General features: G+C 44.8%; 17 protein-coding genes and 4 tRNA genes. 13 read left to right on the top strand and 8 right to left on the bottom strand.

The window, feature by feature from the left end; genetic code table 11:
• Positions 1 to 20 precede the first annotated feature (20 nt).
• The 8 genes from fis to A3762_RS00070 all read right to left on the bottom strand — a co-directional run bounded on the left by fis (position 21) and on the right by A3762_RS00070 (position 7,025).
• Positions 21 to 305, bottom strand: a complete 285-nt coding sequence (gene fis / locus A3762_RS00105; RefSeq protein WP_369819810.1) for a DNA-binding transcriptional regulator Fis — start codon at positions 303 to 305, stop codon at positions 21 to 23.
• An 8-nt stretch (positions 306 to 313) separates the two neighbouring features.
• A complete protein-coding gene (gene dusB, locus A3762_RS00100) occupies positions 314 to 1,303 on the bottom strand; it encodes a tRNA dihydrouridine synthase DusB (RefSeq protein WP_197468889.1) in 990 nt (329 codons plus the stop codon).
• A gap of 143 nt (positions 1,304 to 1,446) precedes the next feature.
• The gene (locus A3762_RS00095) at positions 1,447 to 2,535 is read right to left on the bottom strand and encodes a DUF3426 domain-containing protein (protein ID WP_068753505.1); all 1,089 of its coding nucleotides are present in this window, start codon (positions 2,533 to 2,535) and stop codon (positions 1,447 to 1,449) included.
• Between the two features lie 96 nt (positions 2,536 to 2,631).
• Positions 2,632 to 3,528 (bottom strand): 50S ribosomal protein L11 methyltransferase, encoded by an 897-nt coding sequence (gene prmA / locus A3762_RS00090; protein ID WP_068483386.1) that lies wholly within the window; start codon positions 3,526 to 3,528, stop codon positions 2,632 to 2,634.
• Between the two features lie 7 nt (positions 3,529 to 3,535).
• Positions 3,536 to 4,888, bottom strand: coding sequence for an acetyl-CoA carboxylase biotin carboxylase subunit (gene accC / locus A3762_RS00085; RefSeq protein WP_068483389.1), 1,353 nt, complete (start codon positions 4,886 to 4,888; stop codon positions 3,536 to 3,538).
• A 16-nt stretch (positions 4,889 to 4,904) separates the two neighbouring features.
• Positions 4,905 to 5,357 (bottom strand): acetyl-CoA carboxylase biotin carboxyl carrier protein, encoded by a 453-nt coding sequence (accB, locus tag A3762_RS00080; RefSeq protein ID WP_068753503.1) that lies wholly within the window; start codon positions 5,355 to 5,357, stop codon positions 4,905 to 4,907.
• A 24-nt stretch (positions 5,358 to 5,381) separates the two neighbouring features.
• Positions 5,382 to 5,819, bottom strand: coding sequence for a type II 3-dehydroquinate dehydratase (gene aroQ, locus A3762_RS00075; RefSeq protein ID WP_068475024.1), 438 nt, complete (start codon positions 5,817 to 5,819; stop codon positions 5,382 to 5,384).
• Between the two features lie 120 nt (positions 5,820 to 5,939).
• Positions 5,940 to 7,025: a response regulator gene (locus A3762_RS00070; protein ID WP_068753501.1), complete on the bottom strand. Its 1,086-nt coding sequence runs from the start codon at positions 7,023 to 7,025 to the stop codon at positions 5,940 to 5,942.
• 154 nt (positions 7,026 to 7,179) lie between these two features.
• Between A3762_RS00070 and A3762_RS00065 the strand changes: the two genes are divergently transcribed.
• The 13 genes from A3762_RS00065 to A3762_RS00005 form a co-directional block, all read left to right on the top strand.
• Entirely contained in the window at positions 7,180 to 9,165 is a 1,986-nt protein-coding gene (locus tag A3762_RS00065; RefSeq protein ID WP_197468886.1) for an EAL domain-containing protein, read from the top strand.
• Positions 9,166 to 9,181: 16 nt separating this feature from the next.
• Positions 9,182 to 10,165, top strand: a complete 984-nt coding sequence (locus A3762_RS00060) for a DUF2333 family protein (RefSeq protein ID WP_082890123.1) — start codon at positions 9,182 to 9,184, stop codon at positions 10,163 to 10,165.
• A gap of 132 nt (positions 10,166 to 10,297) precedes the next feature.
• Positions 10,298 to 11,368 carry a hypothetical protein gene (locus A3762_RS00055; RefSeq protein WP_068483401.1) on the top strand — a complete coding sequence of 357 codons (1,071 nt, stop codon included), beginning with the start codon at positions 10,298 to 10,300 and terminating at the stop codon, positions 11,366 to 11,368.
• Positions 11,365 to 11,901, top strand: coding sequence for a DUF6160 family protein (locus A3762_RS00050; protein ID WP_068483404.1), 537 nt, complete (start codon positions 11,365 to 11,367; stop codon positions 11,899 to 11,901). The genes A3762_RS00055 and A3762_RS00050 overlap by 4 nt, the downstream gene beginning before the upstream one ends.
• 3 nt (positions 11,902 to 11,904) lie before the next feature.
• Positions 11,905 to 14,469, top strand: coding sequence for a DUF6160 family protein (locus A3762_RS00045; RefSeq protein ID WP_068483407.1), 2,565 nt, complete (start codon positions 11,905 to 11,907; stop codon positions 14,467 to 14,469).
• A gap of 73 nt (positions 14,470 to 14,542) precedes the next feature.
• Positions 14,543 to 15,493, top strand: a complete 951-nt coding sequence (locus A3762_RS00040) for a biotin--[acetyl-CoA-carboxylase] ligase (RefSeq protein WP_197468885.1) — start codon at positions 14,543 to 14,545, stop codon at positions 15,491 to 15,493.
• Complete coding sequence (locus tag A3762_RS00035; RefSeq protein ID WP_068753499.1) at positions 15,490 to 16,233, top strand: type III pantothenate kinase; 744 nt, start codon at positions 15,490 to 15,492, stop codon at positions 16,231 to 16,233. Before A3762_RS00040 ends, A3762_RS00035 begins: the two co-directional genes overlap by 4 nt.
• On the top strand, positions 16,230 to 16,859 hold the full coding sequence (locus A3762_RS00030; RefSeq protein ID WP_068753497.1) for an SPOR domain-containing protein: 630 nt from the start codon (positions 16,230 to 16,232) through the stop codon (positions 16,857 to 16,859). The genes A3762_RS00035 and A3762_RS00030 overlap by 4 nt, the downstream gene beginning before the upstream one ends.
• 31 nt (positions 16,860 to 16,890) lie before the next feature.
• Positions 16,891 to 16,966 (top strand) — tRNA-Thr (locus tag A3762_RS00025).
• 40 nt (positions 16,967 to 17,006) lie between these two features.
• Positions 17,007 to 17,090: transfer RNA gene (locus tag A3762_RS00020), tRNA-Tyr, on the top strand.
• An 11-nt stretch (positions 17,091 to 17,101) separates the two neighbouring features.
• Positions 17,102 to 17,176 (top strand) — tRNA-Gly (locus tag A3762_RS00015).
• A gap of 15 nt (positions 17,177 to 17,191) precedes the next feature.
• Positions 17,192 to 17,267, top strand: a tRNA-Thr gene (locus A3762_RS00010).
• A 74-nt stretch (positions 17,268 to 17,341) separates the two neighbouring features.
• Positions 17,342 to 17,613, top strand: a 272-nt coding sequence (locus tag A3762_RS00005; RefSeq protein ID WP_231878681.1) for a GTP-binding protein, incomplete at its 3' end; no start/stop codon positions are given.

Here is a 17,613-nt window from a genome sequence, read left to right as displayed (position 1 = left end):
CGCCCTTGTTTTGATGCTGTTTACAGTAGACCGTACTGCTTGAGTTTTTTGCGCAGAGTGCCTCGGTTGAGACCCAGAAGCACAGAGGCTTTGGTTTGGTTGTTGCGCGTATATTTCAATACTTGCTCTAGAAGAGGAGCTTCTACTTCTGAAAGTACGAGTTGGTAGACGTCTGTAACAGGCGCGCCGTCTAGTTGAGCAAAATAGTTGCTCAGCGCTTTTTCTACCTCATCACGTAATGTTGTGCCGCCATCAAGCAATGGGGCGTTTTGTGATGGTTGGATGTCTTGGTTGTCGGCTAGCATCTCAGAACTCATGCAGCTTCATCTCCTTGGTTGTTCGATCGCTTAAAATACTCGCTTATCGCGTTAAGTTGATCTTGTGTTGATTCAATAGTGTTAAAAGTCTTTCTGAACGCTTTACCATCTATCCGAGTTTGAAAATACCAAGCGACATGTTTTCGGGCAATTCGCACGCCCATAATGTCGCCATAAAAACAATGCAATGCACTTACATGGCGCAACATAATATCCTGTTGCTCCAAAAGCTCTCGCTGCGGAAGATGCTTCCCTGTTTTTAAAAAGTGCTCTATTTCCTCAAATATCCAAGGTTTTCCTTGAGCGGCTCGTCCTATTAAAAGTCCGTCTGCGCCGGTGTAGTCGAGAACAGCTTTCGCTTTCTCTGGAGAAGTAATATCCCCATTAGCAAACACCGGAATTGCTAGGTTTTCTTTCACTTGTTTTATGGTGTCGTACTCAGCTTCTCCGCGATATGCGCAAGCTCTAGTTCGGCCATGTATTGCCAACGCTTGAATGCCCGCCTCTTGCGCTATTTTAGCGATTGTTAGGGCATTCTTATTTCCTGTATCCCAGCCTGTTCTGATTTTCAGAGTGACTGGAATATCGACCGCATCCACTACGCTATGAAGAATCTCTTTAACAAGTGCTTCATCTTTCATTAACGCTGACCCAGCTGCTTTATTACACACTTTCTTTGCAGGGCATCCCATATTGATATCAATAATTTGGGCACCTTGCTCCGCATTGAGTCGTGCGGATTCGGCAAGCATCTGAGCGTCGCCGCCGGCGATTTGAACAGAAATTGGCGCTTGTTCACCCTCATGATCAAGGCGATGTTTGGATTTGCGTGTTTTCCAAAAGCTAGGATCTGCGATGACCATCTCGGAGACAGCAAGTCCCGCACCATATTGGCGACACAATTGACGAAAGGGTCTATCGGTGACACCGGCCATCGGTGCTAGCACTAAATTATTTGCTAATGTGTAAGGGCCGATTTTAACCAAAACGTTTGCCGATGTGTCGCTCAAAAAAGGACGCAAATCATACTCTTCTGTTGCGTCCGATTAAAGACGGTGCAAGCGCTTTTTTTTGGTTATATTTTGTGCGGAGTGGTTGACATTTGAGCGGCTAAACGTTCTAAAAATGTTTAACCGCTCGTCTTCTTGGCAGGGAAGAAACGAATTTTATAGTTCACTGCTTGTTTACCAGGATCTTCTACCTCAAGCGAGATGTGCATGGCTTTCTCTCTTTGCATAGACTGCTGAGCAAGAGTGTCATCATTAAGATATGTTTTCGCTTCTACAATTTGTTGTGCAATAGTTTTGCCGTTGATGTCCGAAAAGTACATAGCAAGGCGCGGAAACTCTTGGTCAAAGTCTGCGGTGTTAGTAAGCACGACATCAATGATTAAAGTGTTTGCCTTGAGAGGGTGGCTTCTAACGACCAAATTGCTACTTTTTATGGCTTCAAGATCAACAAGCTCAGGCAGTTTGCAGCCTAGTTTTTCACATGCCAATTGAAAGCCTTGTTTTGCTAGAGGATATTGCGCCAGACGTTCATAGTGAAACCACGCGATCTGTGCAGCGAGAACGGCCGTCAAGGCGAGACACGCTAGTGTAATGACGCTTTTTCTTAACCAGCTTCCTCTGTGAACGGTTTGTTCTTCCTCGTAATAGAAGTCTATGCGTTGAGGTGCATCGTCGGCAGATGGTTTTATTAGCTCATCATTAGTGTGGGATGTTTTTTGAGGCTCTAGATCTAAGCTGGGTTCTTGCTTAAGAGGCTTCGTTGGCGTGTCGTCTTTTAATATCTGGGCTGTCCATTCTTCGTCTTTGCTATCAGCCACTTCTGAGTGGTGTGCAGCTTCAGATGAGAATGCGTGTGCGCCTGAGCTATCAATTTCTTTTAAAGAATCGCTAAGCTGAGAATCATCGAATAAAGACTGTTTCTTTGCGCTCTCTTTCTCGTCATCAGAATCTTCAAAGATAAGCTCTTCGTCATCGGTCTCGTGAGTATGTGATTCGTGTTCTGTGCTTGGTGTTGGAATTTCGCTTGGTGTGTCATCTTGCGATTTAAGCGTTTCATTTCCGTTCTGAGGGATTAGGTAAGCGACAGCATCAAATACTTCCATGCAAGCTCCGCAGCGGACTTTGCCAGCGGCTGCAGAGAGTTGCTTTTCGCTTACTTCGAAAGTTGCCTTACAGTGAGGGCAGCGCGTGTATTGCTCAGAACTCATGCGCAAACTTATCCTTGTACAGAAAGTAAAAAAATTCTTTATTATCTGCAGTGTAGCGCGTTTTTCTGAAGCTGTGTAATAGCTTTTATAACTATCTTAATCCTTCTTGGTTCCGCTCAAGCGCGACCAGTCATCCATGTAATTTACGGCCTGCATTTTAAAGTGAGTGCCATAATGTTGCGATAAATCTTCGGCTTGCTCTCTGAGGATGCCAGAAAGCGCAATGCTCGCATTTGCTTTACATAGTCCCGAAAGATGCTCTCTGAGGCTGTAAAGTGGTTGTGCAAGAATATTGGCTACTAATACGTCTGCATGAATGTCTGGACAATCATCCGGTAGGTAGCATTCTATAGCGTCAGCAGATAATTGATTTCGCTCCGCGTTATCTTTCGTCGCAATAAGTGCTTGAGGATCGTTGTCGACAGCAATTACACGTGAAGCGCCGAGAAGTAGCGCTGCGATACCGAGAATCCCAGAGCCACACCCATAATCGATCACAGTTTGGCCTTTTAAATCTTGTGCATCTAACCATTCGAGACATAAGAATGTTGTTGGATGCGTGCCTGTTCCAAATGCTAAACCCGGGTCTAGCATCAGATTTACTGCGTCGGGCTCAGGTGGCTCGCACCAGCTAGGGCATATCCACAAACGTTTGCCACAAGATATGGGCTTAAAATTTTCTATCCATTTTCTTGTCCAGTCTTCATTTTCGAGAATGTCGACTTGTAACGACGGAAAGTCTGTATCGGGTAGATAATGATGAAACACTTCTTTAGCGATGCTTAAGGCTTGTTCCATGTCGGTGTCTTGCTCGAAAAGCGCGGTGAGAGTGGTGTCGTCCCAAACTGGCATTGTGCCGAGCTCCGGCTCGAGTATTGGTTGGTCTGCACCATCTTGCATCGTTACAGACACAGCTCCACTCGCTAACAAACCTTCTTCTAGCGCTTCGATGAGTTGCGGGGCAATTTCACTTTTTACTTGTATCCAGTTCATTTCTTGTTCAACCGCCCGATCTTTGCTGAAGGAGTTTTTCTAAGTAATGAATATTAAAGTCAACATTCATAAAGCCTTCGTCGTTAGCAAGTACTCGGTGTAACGGTGCGTTTGTTTTGATGCCATCGATAACCAGTTCGTTAAGTGCGTTGCGTACGCGATTAAGTGCTGATGTTCGGTCTTCGCTATGGCAGATAACTTTAGCGATCAGAGAGTCGTAATACGGTGGAACGGAATATCCGCTGTATAGATGTGAGTCGACTCGAACACCCATGCCGCCGGGCGCATGAAACATGTTTATCGTTCCAGGGCAGGGAATAAATGTTTTCGGATCTTCTGCGTTAATACGACATTCAAAGGCATGGCCTTTAAATTTGATCTCTTCTTGGGTGTAGGTCAGCGACTTTCCTCCAGCGATCTTCATCTGTTCTTTGACTAGATTCACGCCGGTGATCATTTCCGTTACAGGGTGTTCTACCTGTATACGGGTATTCATTTCGATGAAATAGTACTTGCCGTCTTGATATAAGAACTCAAAAGTACCTGCGCCTCTGTAGTTAATATCGATACATGCTTTAACGCAGGCATCAAACACTTCTTGGCGAGCAGTTTCGTCGACATTTGGTGCCGGTGCTTCTTCAATGACTTTTTGGTGACGTCTCTGCAAAGAGCAGTCTCGATCGCCAAGGTGAATGGCTTTGCCTTGACCGTCCGCGAGTACTTGGACCTCCACATGGCGAGGCCTATCGAGGAATTTTTCTAAGTAAACGGTATCATCGCCAAATGCATTTTTTGCCTCTTGCTTGGTAAGGGCAATTGAATTAACTAGTTCTGATTCTTCGTAGACAACGCGCATTCCGCGTCCACCGCCACCAGAGGCTGCTTTGATCATCACCGGAAAACCGATAGATTTTGCGATCGCTATTGTGTCTGCTGTGTTGTCACTCAGTGGGCCGTTAGAGCCTGGAACCGTTGGTACACCAGCTTGATTCATTGCTTGAATTGCTGAAACTTTATTACCCATTAGTCGAATAACATCGGCGCTAGGGCCAATGAAGGTAAAACCACTGCGCTCAACTTGTTCAGCAAAATCAGGGTTTTCAGCAAGGAATCCATAGCCTGGGTGAATAGCATCTGCGTTAGTCACTTCCGCGGCAGCGATAATCGCTGGAATGTTCAGATAGCTTTCCGTGGGTTGATTTCCGCCAATGCAAACGGATTCATCGGCAAGCCTAACGTGCATCAGGTCGCGATCAACTTTTGAGTGAACTGCAACGCTATGGATACCCATTTCTTTACACGCACGCAAAATCCGTAAAGCGATTTCTCCACGGTTTGCGATGAGTACTTTTTTAAGCATAAGGTGAAGTTTTCCGTTATGAGATGCTGAATAGCGGTTGGTCAAACTCTACCGGAGCGCCATTCTCTACTAATACTTCTGATATAGTTCCATCTCTATCGGCTTCTATTTGGTTCATCATTTTCATTGCCTCAACAATGCACAGCACATCGCCAGTTTTAACTTGCTGACCTACTTGTACAAATGGAGGCGCCTCAGGAGAAGGGCTTCTATAAAAGGTTCCTACCATTGGCGAGTTAATGCTTGGAAAAGCTGTTCGCGTCTCTTCAGGGGTGCTCGCTGGTGCCGCTGGAGCTGCAGCTACAGGAGCTGGCGCAGCAATGACTGGTGCAGGGCTTGCAACGACTGCAGGCGCATTTGGGTTGCGGCGGGTGATCTTGATGGACTCTTCGCCTTCTTTGATTTCGAGTTGCTCGACATCTGAGTCTTCAATTAACTCGATTAACTTTTTAATTTTACGGATATCCATAAATAAACTCTCTTGAATTCTTTGCTATTGCGATGCGCGAATAGCGGCTTCTACTGCCGCATCGTAACCGTGCGTACCTAAGCCGCAAATAACGGCAATCGCTTTATCTGAAAAGTAGGAATGGTGCCGAAAACTCTCACGTGCATGAACGTTTGAGATATGTACTTCATAAAACGGTAAGTCGCTTGCTAACAGAGCATCACGTAGAGCAACGCTTGTATGTGTAAAGGCACCAGGATTGATCACAATGGCAATTACGTCTGAATTTCTGACTGCATGAATGCGATCAATTAGCTCGTGTTCTGCATTGCTTTGGAAGTGCTCAATCGTTGCTTGATGTTGTTCTGCAATAGCGTTTGTTCTGGAAACAATATCTTCTAGTGTTTCTGAACCATATATTTCAGGTTCTCGCTTCCCTAGGAGATTTAAATTTGGGCCATTTAGAATAAGAATTGTTGGCATGAAGAGCACTCTTTTTTAAGCAAAGCTAATGATGCGCCAATTCTAGTGCTCGCTGTGCAACTTCGCAAACTATTCCTGCAAGATAGCAGCGAATTTAGCAAATTTACGGGCTAGTTTTGCTTATTTTGCGTGAGATTGCTTGTCAGATAATTGCTGTTTTATAGCATTTACTAACTTAGATTGATCAGTTGGTTTGGTGAGAAATGGAGTGGTGCTTAACTCTTGAGAGTTTAGGTGTACGTTCGGGTCTTCCTCTGCGGAAAGGAAAATAATAGGGATGTTGCGCCATTGAGTGTGCTGGCGTACTAATCTCGCAAGCTCAACCCCTGTGCACTTGGGGAGAATAACATCTAGTAAAAGCAAGTCTGGTTGATTCGTTTCGATAGCATCGAGTAAAAGTTCGGGCTGGCTAATCGCTGTACACATAAAGCCAGCATTTCCTAGCACATTTTCAAGATGCTTTAATTGAGATGGAGAATCATCAAGCGCCAGAATTCTTGTTTTGGGGTCAATGTCGATATGAAAAGCAGTATTAAGAGCTTCTTTTAGTGACTTAGACGTTAAGTTTTCATCGATGAAAAAATGGCCGCCAGCTCTAATTGCATTTAGCTTTGTTTCAAATGACATCTTGTTATCAGAGAAGAAGATTACTTTGCTATGCGGATTGGCTTGCAATATTCTCTTGGCGAGACTGACGCCTTTGCCTTTTCCTTTAAAATCGACATCGATAATTGTGCAGGTTCCAGCATTCACATTTTCCATCGAAAATGAGAGTATCGGTATATCGCCTAATATGGCGCTTTGTAGCGCCTCGTTTTTGCTTGAGCTAACCGCAAGTAACACTTGCTTGATTTGAGTAGTGTTTGGTTCGAGAAGTAATTCGACTTCTATTTTTAGCTGTTCTTCTATCAAGCTAATTGCTTCTTTCATGCCCTCTTGTGCTTTGTGTGATGGGCATTCTTCAATTTGACCGAGCTTCAATAAAGAGCTGATTTTCTGTGCTTGTTCAGAGAAAGGTTTGTGGGGTAGCTTGTTCGACAACTTGCTGAGTTTTTCTGATGTATCCAGCAATGTGCGATTTTTGCTTGTATTGCGCCATTCATTCTTCGAACACTGTTCATATAGTTCAACCGCCGCCTCTGCGTGCGAGCTGACTCTTCGCGCGATATAGCTACTCAACTGCTCGCGAAGTGCGGGTTCTGCCATAGTTTTATTAACCTGATCCCAGCATGAAACAATTGTCTTGCTAGGCTTCTAAAATTTGTTAGTCTCTAGAAGTTATTATTGCCCACATTTCATATCTGTCTACGTGAACATATGAAATTGCGAACTGAATCGTCTGTGTGACTCTGTGATGGATATGCAAATAACAAATAAAAAACGGACTCTTAAACAGCTTGTTCTTATCTCTGTCGGGCTATTGTTCGTGGCGATGATTGCCCTTAGCGCTATATTCAGTTTTTCTGCCAGTAAGCATTACGTCCAAGAACAGTTAGCAAAACATTCGCAAGAAGCAGCGACATTTTTGGGAATAGGCTTGTCATCTATTAATGAGCAAGATAGTGGTGTTGGCCGAGAAAGGCTCATTGATGCCATGTTCGATAGTGGCGATTACCAGTCAATTGTTTTACGAATTAATGCATCTGATGAAGTCGTTGAACGAATGCTGGACGTAGAACAAACCAAAGCGCCACTCTGGTTTGTGGGCATGATCGATTTGCAGGTGCAAAGCGGCGATGCGGAGGTGATGTCTGGCTGGCAAAGGCTGGGAAGTTTGAAGGTCGTTTCTAATTCCGCGCTCGCAATCGACAAATTATGGGAGCGTTTTGTTGTTCAATTGATCTTATTTGCAGGCTTATTGATTGTTGGGCTTTTATTACTTTACAGCTTGCTTCGTTATTTATTGGCACCGCTAGTGCAGCTCGAGCAACAAGCGCAGCGCATTGCTAACCGATTTTTTGAACAGCCCCTTGAATTACCTCCAACGCGTGAATTGGACTCCGTTGCGCGTTCAATCAACGATATGGCTCAGAGCTTGAAAAAAGTATTCGATGAGCAAATCGATGATATCGAAAGGCTCCGGGATTTATCACGATTAGATGATTTGACGGGATTGTTTAACAGAGAAGGCTTTGATGCGCGTTTGAAGTCTGACTTAGTTGGTCGTTCTGTGACAGGCGTGGGGGAGTTAGTCTTAGTCATGTTAAATGACTTTGAGTCTATTAATCTGTCTCACGGGCGTCAGACGGGCGATGAGTTATTGCAGGAGATTTCTAAGCTACTAAAAGAACTTTCTGCCGAATATCGTGGCGCATATTGTTCAAGAAGATCTGGTGCGCAATTTAGTGTGTTTTTATCGGGTGTTAGTGTTGATTGTGCTGAAACCTACGCCCAGAAACTTCTTTCTAAAATTCAATCTATTCCGGTCTTACGTCAAGGTCTGAAAGATGACTGGGTGAATGTTGGTGTGGCGGAAGTGAGCGATGCTGAAACGGTATCGGGTTTGTTATCGAAAGCGGATATGGCGTTGCGACAAGCTCAGTCTAAAGGAATTTCGGGCTGGCAGCGTTACGTTGATTTAGAAGAAGATGGCGTTTCTCAAGAAGTTAGGCAAGCCAACCATTGGCAATCTATTTTACAGGATGTATTGCAGAATAATGCGCTTGTATTGCATGAACAGCCGGTACAGAGTTTGGTTGATGACTCGATTAGTCATAAGCAGTTACTTTCGCGTATTGAGTTAGATGGCGAGATGATTGTTGCGTCGACGTTTTTGCCGATGGCTAAGCGTTTTGGCTTAATGGTTAGGTTCGATGAAATGATTGTCGAAGCCGTATTTGCGGCTTTGAATAAGAGCGATAGTGATCAATCGATGCACTACAACATCGCTCTTTCTGAAGCAGCCATTGCTGATACTATTTTCATGGAGTGGTTGATAGAGCATCTTCGACAAAATCAGTCTATTCTTCATCGGGTGACCTTTGAAGTTCCTGAGCATGCTTTAGGTTTTGGCGAAGAGATACTTCTTAAGCTCTGTGAGCTAGGTGATTCTTGGGGCTTCGGGCTCTGTATTGATCGTTTTGGTGTTTCATCTATTCCATTTACGTATTTAAAGCGTGTTCGAGTCCGTTCGATAAAAATAGACACGAGTTTTATTAGGGATATTCACGAGAACCAAGAAAATCAGTTTTTCTTGCGCTCGGTCGTACAAATCGCGCATAGCCAAAATATTCAGGTTGTTGCCATAGGTGTCGAAAGCGCAGCTGAGTTGGCTGTTTTAAAAGATTTAGGTGTTGATGCTGCGACTGGCTATCAAATTTGTAAGCCGTCACAGGCTCAATTCTAGAAAGAGAGTCTCTTACATGAATAAACAAAAGGGTTTATTGCTACTTGTTCCGATTTATTTGCTTGTCGTAGTGGTGCTCGGCTTTTGGTGGAGTTCTGAACCTGATGTTCCGGACTTAGCATTGGTTGTAGAGCAAAGAGCGGGAGTCACGCTCTCTGATGCGCCCATTGGTGTGGCAACAACTGCGAGTCTTATTGAGTTGTCTGATACTTTGCTCGAAAAGCCTGGAGGATATTTATCAAACGATTTATTCCTGCCGGGCGTGTTTCTGGACAATATGCCTAGCTGGGAGTTTGGGGTTCTTGTTCAAATACGAGATTTATCTAGGGTGATGAGAAAAGACTTTAGTCGCTCGCAAAGTCAGTCCCAAGAGGATGCAAGTCTTAAGTTAGCAGAGCCGCAGTTTCACTTTGATAATCGTAGTTGGATTCTCCCGGCTTCAGAATCTGAATATCGCACAGGTGTAGCAGCTGTTGAAAACTATCTCAAACGCTTAGCGGATGAATCAACTCCTAATGCACAGTTTTATGCGCGTGCCGATAATTTAAGCGCTTGGTTGTCAGAAGTTGAGAATAGACTTGGGGGGTTGTCTAGGCGTTTGAGCGAAAGTGTGGGGCGCCCGAGTTTGGATCTGGGGCTTGCCGGAGATTATTCTGCTGAGCAAAGTACCTCGGGTGAAGGCTTTAAAGAGTCAAAAACATCTTGGTTTGACATCGATAACGTATTTTACGAGGCGCGCGGCACAGCTTGGGCGTTGATTGTGATTTTACGTGCTATGGAACACGACTTTGCAAAAGTGCTTGGCGATAAAAATGCTTTGATTAGCCTGCGCCAAATTCGTTTGGATTTGGAGGCGACTCAGAATACGATTTGGAGTCCGATGATTCTAAATGGCTCGGGGTTTGGTGTGTTGGCGAATCACTCTTTAACGATGTCATCTTATATTTCTAGAGCAAGCGCCGCAGTCATTGACCTGAGAAATCTCTTGCAGCAAGGCTAGAATATTGTTCTAGCTCACGTCTTGACTGCTTGATTTGTGAACGACTGTGAAGTTTCGTCCTGCTTCACATGTTTAAATTCATCTCTCCATATAATGTTGGTTTATTTCTTAAACAGGACGCATTGCCTCAATATGTCATACCAATGGCGCTCAATTTTCCCATCGATTATTCAGAATGCTGCGTTTATCGCGCTGGGTGCTATTGCCCTTCCTGTGCATTCTGAATTGGCAGCGCTTTCTGATAATGATTTATCAGAAGTAGATGGTGCTGGTATCGGGTTTGTGATGGAAGACTTTGCGTTTAGCCACGGTAATGACTCTTCTCAAGGTAACGTTTTTCGGATTACCGGCATCACCGACTCTGATGGTAATCCGGTCAATATTAATGTGAATCAAATGTACATCGCCCGAGCAGGAAGTGAGTATGGCGATGTGATAGAAGGCGTGAATTTAGGTCGCCTAGATAATCCCTATGAAATAGATTTGCTTGATGGCAATGATATTGGGTTGCCGGGCAAAGGTGTGTTGGAGATTGCGGCGCCAAGAATGGTTGACTCAACACTTGGTTATGACTGTTTGGATCCTAGCGCGGCGCAAGGCTCGGGAACATGTGCGAGTCGACCTGCTTCCGTTGATTTCGAGGCGGGAGAGCGACCAGATATTGGTTTTGAGTTGGAAGTGAATGTTGCCGGGCAGGCGCAAACTCACTTGAACATGCATGCGCACAGCGCGGTATTTGATGGTTCATATTTGCGTCTTTGGGGAGAAGATTCACGTATGGCTGCAGAGTATCGTTTGAACTTTTATACGCCAGCGCTTGAAATCTCTACCTGTGCGGTCGCGAGTTCTGCGTGCACATCCAAGATTAAAATGAGCGATTTCAAACTAGAGCTAGCGTTAGGGAATACCTTTCAGCCTCTTTATATCGGTGTAGATAATACGACTGGTGGTTTTAGTTTTCAGATTGATCAAATGACGACGAACTATCTTGCGAACATTGACCCTGTGAGTGGGGCATCTGATGGTTCTGCGCAGGGCGATATCGCGTACGCTTTTTATGAAGACTACTACTCCAATCAAGACTATCGTTCCGATATTTATGTTGGTGATATAGAAATAGGTGGTACAAGCCTTGGCTCGGCTAAAATCGAGGGCATGCTTATTCAACACCTAGATGTTCGTTTTAGGGATTTGACGCCATGATAATTCTTTCTAGAACACTACTGTTTGTATTCACGACTGCTTGCTTCCCCGTTATGGCAGAAATGAAGTCTATTGATGATGGCGACTTGTCCGAAGTCACTGGACAAAGTGGAGTGTACCTAAGTGGTGACATCTCGATTAACGAGAACGGTGGTCCGCTTTCTGATAATTATTTTGGTGCGTGCACCGACGCGACTAAATCGTGTGGGGCGCGTATTGCCTTGCAAACAGAGCAGGATGGTGGCTGGTTTGTGATTGACAACCTTCGAGGCGGTATTGCCTTTGAAGGGCTCACTATGAAGATTCGTGATATTGATTCTGGATTTGGTGGTGATGGTGCTTTATTCAATCGTGAAGTACTAGAGATTGGTTTGCCGGGAACAATTCGGTTTGATGACTTCCAGTTTACTTTAGCGGGTAGTGCAACGGAGCGCCCGTCTGATCCGGGGTTTCAGCAGCTCGACCTTTACGGGGTTGAAATGAGTGGTGAAGCGACACTAAAAGGTAATTTGTTAGTGTTTCCAACGGATTAAACCATGCGCATAGTAACCTTATCCCCCTTTACTTTTTTAATGCTTGCCCTCTCATTAGCGGTGCCTGCCTATGCCGAAATGCAAGCTTTAGAAGATGACTTCTTGTCGGGAGTTAGTGGGCAGTCAGGTATCACATTAAATCTAGAGAGTAATACCACGATTCAAGAGTTTGCTTACTTCGATGACGGTAATGGTATAGCTTTTGAGGGTTTGCGTATTGGTGGTTCTGGAGGAAGTGATGATTTTCTTAAGATGCAGATTCTTGTCGACATCTTGGAAGATGGAACGCTGTCACTTGATTACACAACGGATTCGCTTGAATGGGATGGTTCTACCTTCTCTCCGGTAGGTAATCAAGCGCGTGTTGAGATTCAAGATATTCGATTCATTGAAGAGGCTGGCGACAGTGTTGGTTCTAATCTATTGGGTACCCCAAGTTTAGGTGGGTTGTATTTAGATTTTGAATTGGATGGTTTAACAGAGATTAGTTCTAACGCCACAGCTTACGTTATTGATACGGCCTTTAGTTTAACGAATGGGCGTCTTGGTTATAGAACAAACGGAAATGAATTCTTTTTAGACGGTATGAGCATTGACTATATCGCGCCGGATGCCACGTTGGCTTATAACCCTACCTCTGGAAAATTCGAGTACGTAGCATCTCAAGTGGATCTTGAATTGCGTGCTGATGCCATACGATTAAGCACTAATGCCAACAATAATGGTGTGTCTAACGATGTAGATAGCGGAGTATTGCTGCCGAGTTACGGAAGTCTTTGGTCTAAGTTAGCGTTGAGTCAATCTATTCAGCTAGGTGCCGGTGGTCGGGATGGCGTAGAAGGCTTTAATTTGGATACTCAGGCAACAATTTCTAGTTGGGATTTGGCTTGGGGTGATGATACCGATTGGTCTGATATCGGATATTGGTTCGGCGCGTTAGGTGGTCAGGGCACGATTGCACTATCGAATTTAACTGTCGATGTGCTAGCGAGTGATCGTCATGCAGGACTCGAGTCGACACGCGATTATGGTGGTGGATTGCAACTGGGCTTTGATAGTTTGCAAGCGGCTTTGTTCTTTGATGCGGTTGTGCTGGGTGAGACCAAATCTAATATCGATGCTTACAAAGTCGATAGTGCTTTACCTATTAAGTCGTTGGGTAGTCTTGGCGTGAACTTACTGCTAGCCGATGGTGTCTATGACTCGGTCGCACGAACAAATGCAGTTGTTTTGCAGGCAGGTGGTAATGTCGACGCTGGATATCAGGGGCTTCGTTTGGATACGCAGTTCAGTTTAATCAGTCCTAATAATGAATCAAATTTGGTATACGTCGATAATGGTTTTGGCCTGATGTATAGCGGCTTAGAGGCGTATGTAGATGGTGATATAACTCTTGATGTCACTGCGGATGGCTTGCTAGGTTCGACTCAGTTTTATGATGGTCTGAGAATAGGGTTCGAGGATCTAGATTTTGCTTATCGAACCGAAGGGTTTCGTTTAGGTCGTGTTTCGGATGACGGTACGAGTCTGAAGTCTCAGGATTTATCTACGTCTTATAGTATTCCTGGTGTATCGGGTGCGTTGTTTGGTTTGGGGCTTTATCCTGAGTTGAGTGGTCGATTAAACGGGCATATCACTTTGGGGCCGGGCGGTCGTTTTGGTGATGAAGGTATTACCATCAATGCAGATATTGAATTGCGTGATGGCTTAATGGCTACTTATAAGGAATCTGATGGTAGTGGTTTCTGGTTGGCAGGACTCGATATGGATAAGCATCTTCGTGACATGCTTCTTGACGTTACTGAAGAGGGTTTGCGAATTTATGAGACAGAAAGTTGGTCGCGACTAGATGTCACAGACTTTAGATTAGGTGATCGGGCAACTGGTGCGAGCTTTGGGCGCATGGTGCTGGAGACATACGAACAAGGATCTGAGAGAACAATTTCCGCAGGCGGAGCTGGGGCTGTATGTGTTGGTGGGCAAGGGAGCGATAGCGCGTCGTGTCAATCTGATGGTGGTCGATGGTCTGATAGAGGGGATCAAGGCTTAACGATTGCATCGGCCAGATTTTTTAAGGATAGCGTTGAAGCGGAAGGCAAGCGCAATCGCTTTACGTGGGAGACTGGTCGCTCTGGAGAAGGTACTGCCGGTGTTGTGAATGACACTGGTATTAAGTTGGTGTTTGATAACTTTACGACCAATGATGGTGACGGTGTAACAGATTCATTTGGTTTACGAACCGATCAGAATATTGATGTTGCGTCAGCGTATGTGCGTAAAAAGTCAGATGGTGCTGACAGCAATGGTGTTGTAGGTAATAAAGGTGATGTAAAGGTGATGAATCCCGATGGGACGTACCGATATGTTGCACCGGCAGATTTGACACCAGAGGATTGGGATAGTTTGCCTGTTGGTCTTGCTTTACGTACCCGAACCCAACTTAAAGAGTTGGATTTCGGGTCTGTTGATCTAGTTCATTCATCTGGGCAGTCAGCTACCTTATTGCATGGTTTAAAATTGCAGAATGTTGATATCACGAGTGATATCACAATGACTCCGTTAGATTAACGTCTGACTTACATTGCACCGCTAAAATTTTCCTCGTTATAATTCTCATCCTTATTCCTTGATGAGATATCTAATGCACCTTTCAAATTTAATTTCAGTGCTTGCAGATGGTGAGTTTCACTCTGGTTCAGAGTTAGGTGAGCGTTTTGGTGTCAGTCGTACGGCAATTTGGAAGGCTCTTGAGGGGCTTGAGGGTCTGGGCCTTGATTATGAAAGTCATCGTGGCAAGGGGTACCGTCTTCTTTCGCCGATAGATTTGCTGGATAAAAGTAAGATCTTAAATTTTGTGTCTGATAGTCATCATGCAGACGCTCAGATTGAAGTCGTGGATACCTGTGCCTCCACTAATACTGACGTCCATTCGATTTCGGCCAATCTTCCTTATCGTGTTTTATTTTCTGAGCAGCAGAGTGCTGGGCGTGGCCGACGTGGCCGAGATTGGGTGAGTCCTTTTGGACAGAATCTATATTTCAGCGTGTGCTTCGAATGGTTTAAAGGGCCTGCGGCGCTTCAAGGTCTGAGTATTGTTGTTGGGATTGCATTGGCGCAAGTGTTGAAAGGATTGAATGTCACTGATGTTGGTTTGAAATGGCCGAATGATATTTGGATTAGTGACAAGAAAGCGGCAGGAATATTGATTGAGCTATCCGGCGAGGCTACCGGTAGCTGGCTGGTAACCATTGGTATAGGAATGAATGTGAGCATGAGTGAACGTCAGGCAAGTCAAATTGATCAGCCTTGGACTGCGATCGCTCAGCATGTAGACGTTGAAAGAAATGAATTGGCGGGTCGGTTATTGGAGAGCCTGCTGAATAATATGTCGATTTTTAGAGAAAAAGGGTTTGAGGCATATGTCGATGAGTATGGAAAGTTTGATGCGCTAAAAAATCGTTCAGTGAAAGTGATTGGGCCTGATGTAGAGGGCGTTGCTTTAGGTGTTGATTTGCAGGGCGGATTGCAGTTAAAGGTAGATGATGGAGTGAAGGTGTTTCATTCAGGTGAAGTGAGTGTGCGTCCAATATGATTCTGCAATTAGACGTTGGGAATACTAGAGCTAAATGGCGAGTGTTTGATGGTGATAGGGTATTTGGTCGCGGCGCAGAGTTGCAAGAGAATCTGTTAGATGTGCTATGCCAACAGTTGCCAAATGATGAGGATCTCTCGGTTCAGGTAACTTCGGTTGCCGGTAATCGATCGCTCGAAGATCTCATTAATTCATTAAAGTGCCGTTTTAATGTGTCTTCTATATATATAGCTCGCTCCGTAAAGCGTATGGGTGAAGTCGAATTTGGCTATAAAATTCCAGAGCATCAAGGTGTCGATCGATGTCTTGCGATGCTTGCGGCTTACTCAAAGTGCTTATCGGACTATAAGGGTGTCGTGGTTGTCGATGCCGGAAGTGCTTTAACTGTTGATGTTGTGAACTGTGATGGGAAGCAGGTCGATGGGTATATTGCGCCAGGCTACTCTATGCTCCGAAATTCTCTGTTAGGGCAGACCTCAAAAATTGAAGATGGCTATGCCAATAGTGATTGTGAAGGCTTATCAACTTTACGTTGTGTGAATGGTGGTGTTTCGCTTATGTTTTCAGAGCTTATAAAGAAAATAGAGCGTATGGCTGTTGAGTCAAAGTATCGTCTTGTTATAACTGGAGGTGATGCGGATTTGGTTTCAGAGTCTGTGTCGTTAGATTGCGCTGTGTCCGTTCCTGATCTGGTTCTCGACGGTCTCGCTTTAGCGCAAAAACAAGGTGTGGGATTGTGAAGATTGTCCTTCTTTTGTTTACCGTGAATGTCGTGTTCGCTTTATGGCAGTGGTCAGAGGTGAGAGGTTCTTATCAGCCGGTTGTGAAATATGCTGTAGGGGACGGGGTAGAGCGAATAGGAATCTCTGAGTCGGGTAGGGGCTGTTTGTTGTTAGGGCCTTTGAGTGACCAGCAAGAAGCGCGTGATTTTTTAGTAGCATTGTCTGATGCAGGTGTTCGATCAGACTTAATTGAAAGGCAAGAGGAGGTGGCTCCAAGATACTGGGTGTATTACGGGCCGTTCGAAAGCTATGCCGAATCCCTGAAAAAGCAAAAAGAATTTAATGATAAAGGGATCGATAATTTTATTATTACTGCGCAAGGTTTGTATGGTGCATTGTCTGTTGGTGTGTTTGAAAATATTGATTCTGCACAGCGTATGCAGGGTTATATGCGCGACAAAGGCTATATGACATCAATTCGCAATATCTTCGACTTCGAAAGTGTCTGGTGGGTACAGGTTTGGTTGTCTGATAACTCTAGAAATCGTATAAAAATCAGTCAGATAGCTCAGTCTTTGGGTATGGTTATAAAAAGTAGAGATTTTTTTTGTAAAACTGTTGCATCCGAAAATTCTTTCACTTAGTATAGCGGCCTCTCGAAACAGGGGTGATTTAGCTGGTGTAGCTCAGTCGGTAGAGCAACGCACTTGTAATGCGTAGGTCGGGGGTTCGATTCCGTCCACCAGCTCCATTCTTTTTGAGGTAAAGAGGGTCTTTAGATTCTCGCTTTTGGAGGGGTTCCCGAGCGGCCAAAGGGATCAGACTGTAAATCTGACGCGAAAGCTTCGGTGGTTCGAATCCACCCCCCTCCACCAATTTTTTTGTGGCGGGTATCGTATAGTGGCTATTACCTCAGCCTTCCAAGCTGATGACGAGGGTTCGATTCCCTCTACCCGCTCCATTTAATTATACAAGCGCTCATATAGCTCAGTCGGTAGAGCACTACCTTGGTAAGGTAGAGGTCACCGGTTCAATTCCGGTTATGAGCTCCATATACAGTTTTGCGTGGTCTGCGCTCATTGCGGCGCAATGTCACTCATCGAGCGATTCTATAGGAGATGTTCGGATGGCAAAAGAAAAGTTTGAAAGAAGTAAGCCGCACGTTAACGTTGGAACAATTGGCCACGTTGACCACGGCAAAACAACACTAACAGCAGCACTTACTCGTGTATGTGCAGAAGTATTCGGTGGTGAGAAGGTAGACTTCGCTAACATCGATAACGCTCCAGAAGAACGTGAGCGTGGTATTACAATCGCAACGTCACACGTAGAGTACGATTCAAACGATCGTCACTACGCGCACGTTGACTGTCCTGGACACGCGGACTACGTGAAAAA

It is taken from the genome of Oleiphilus sp. HI0125 (assembly GCF_001635355.1).
Note: the sequence above shows the minus strand (reverse complement) of the source record. Positions and strands in the feature narration are given on the sequence as shown.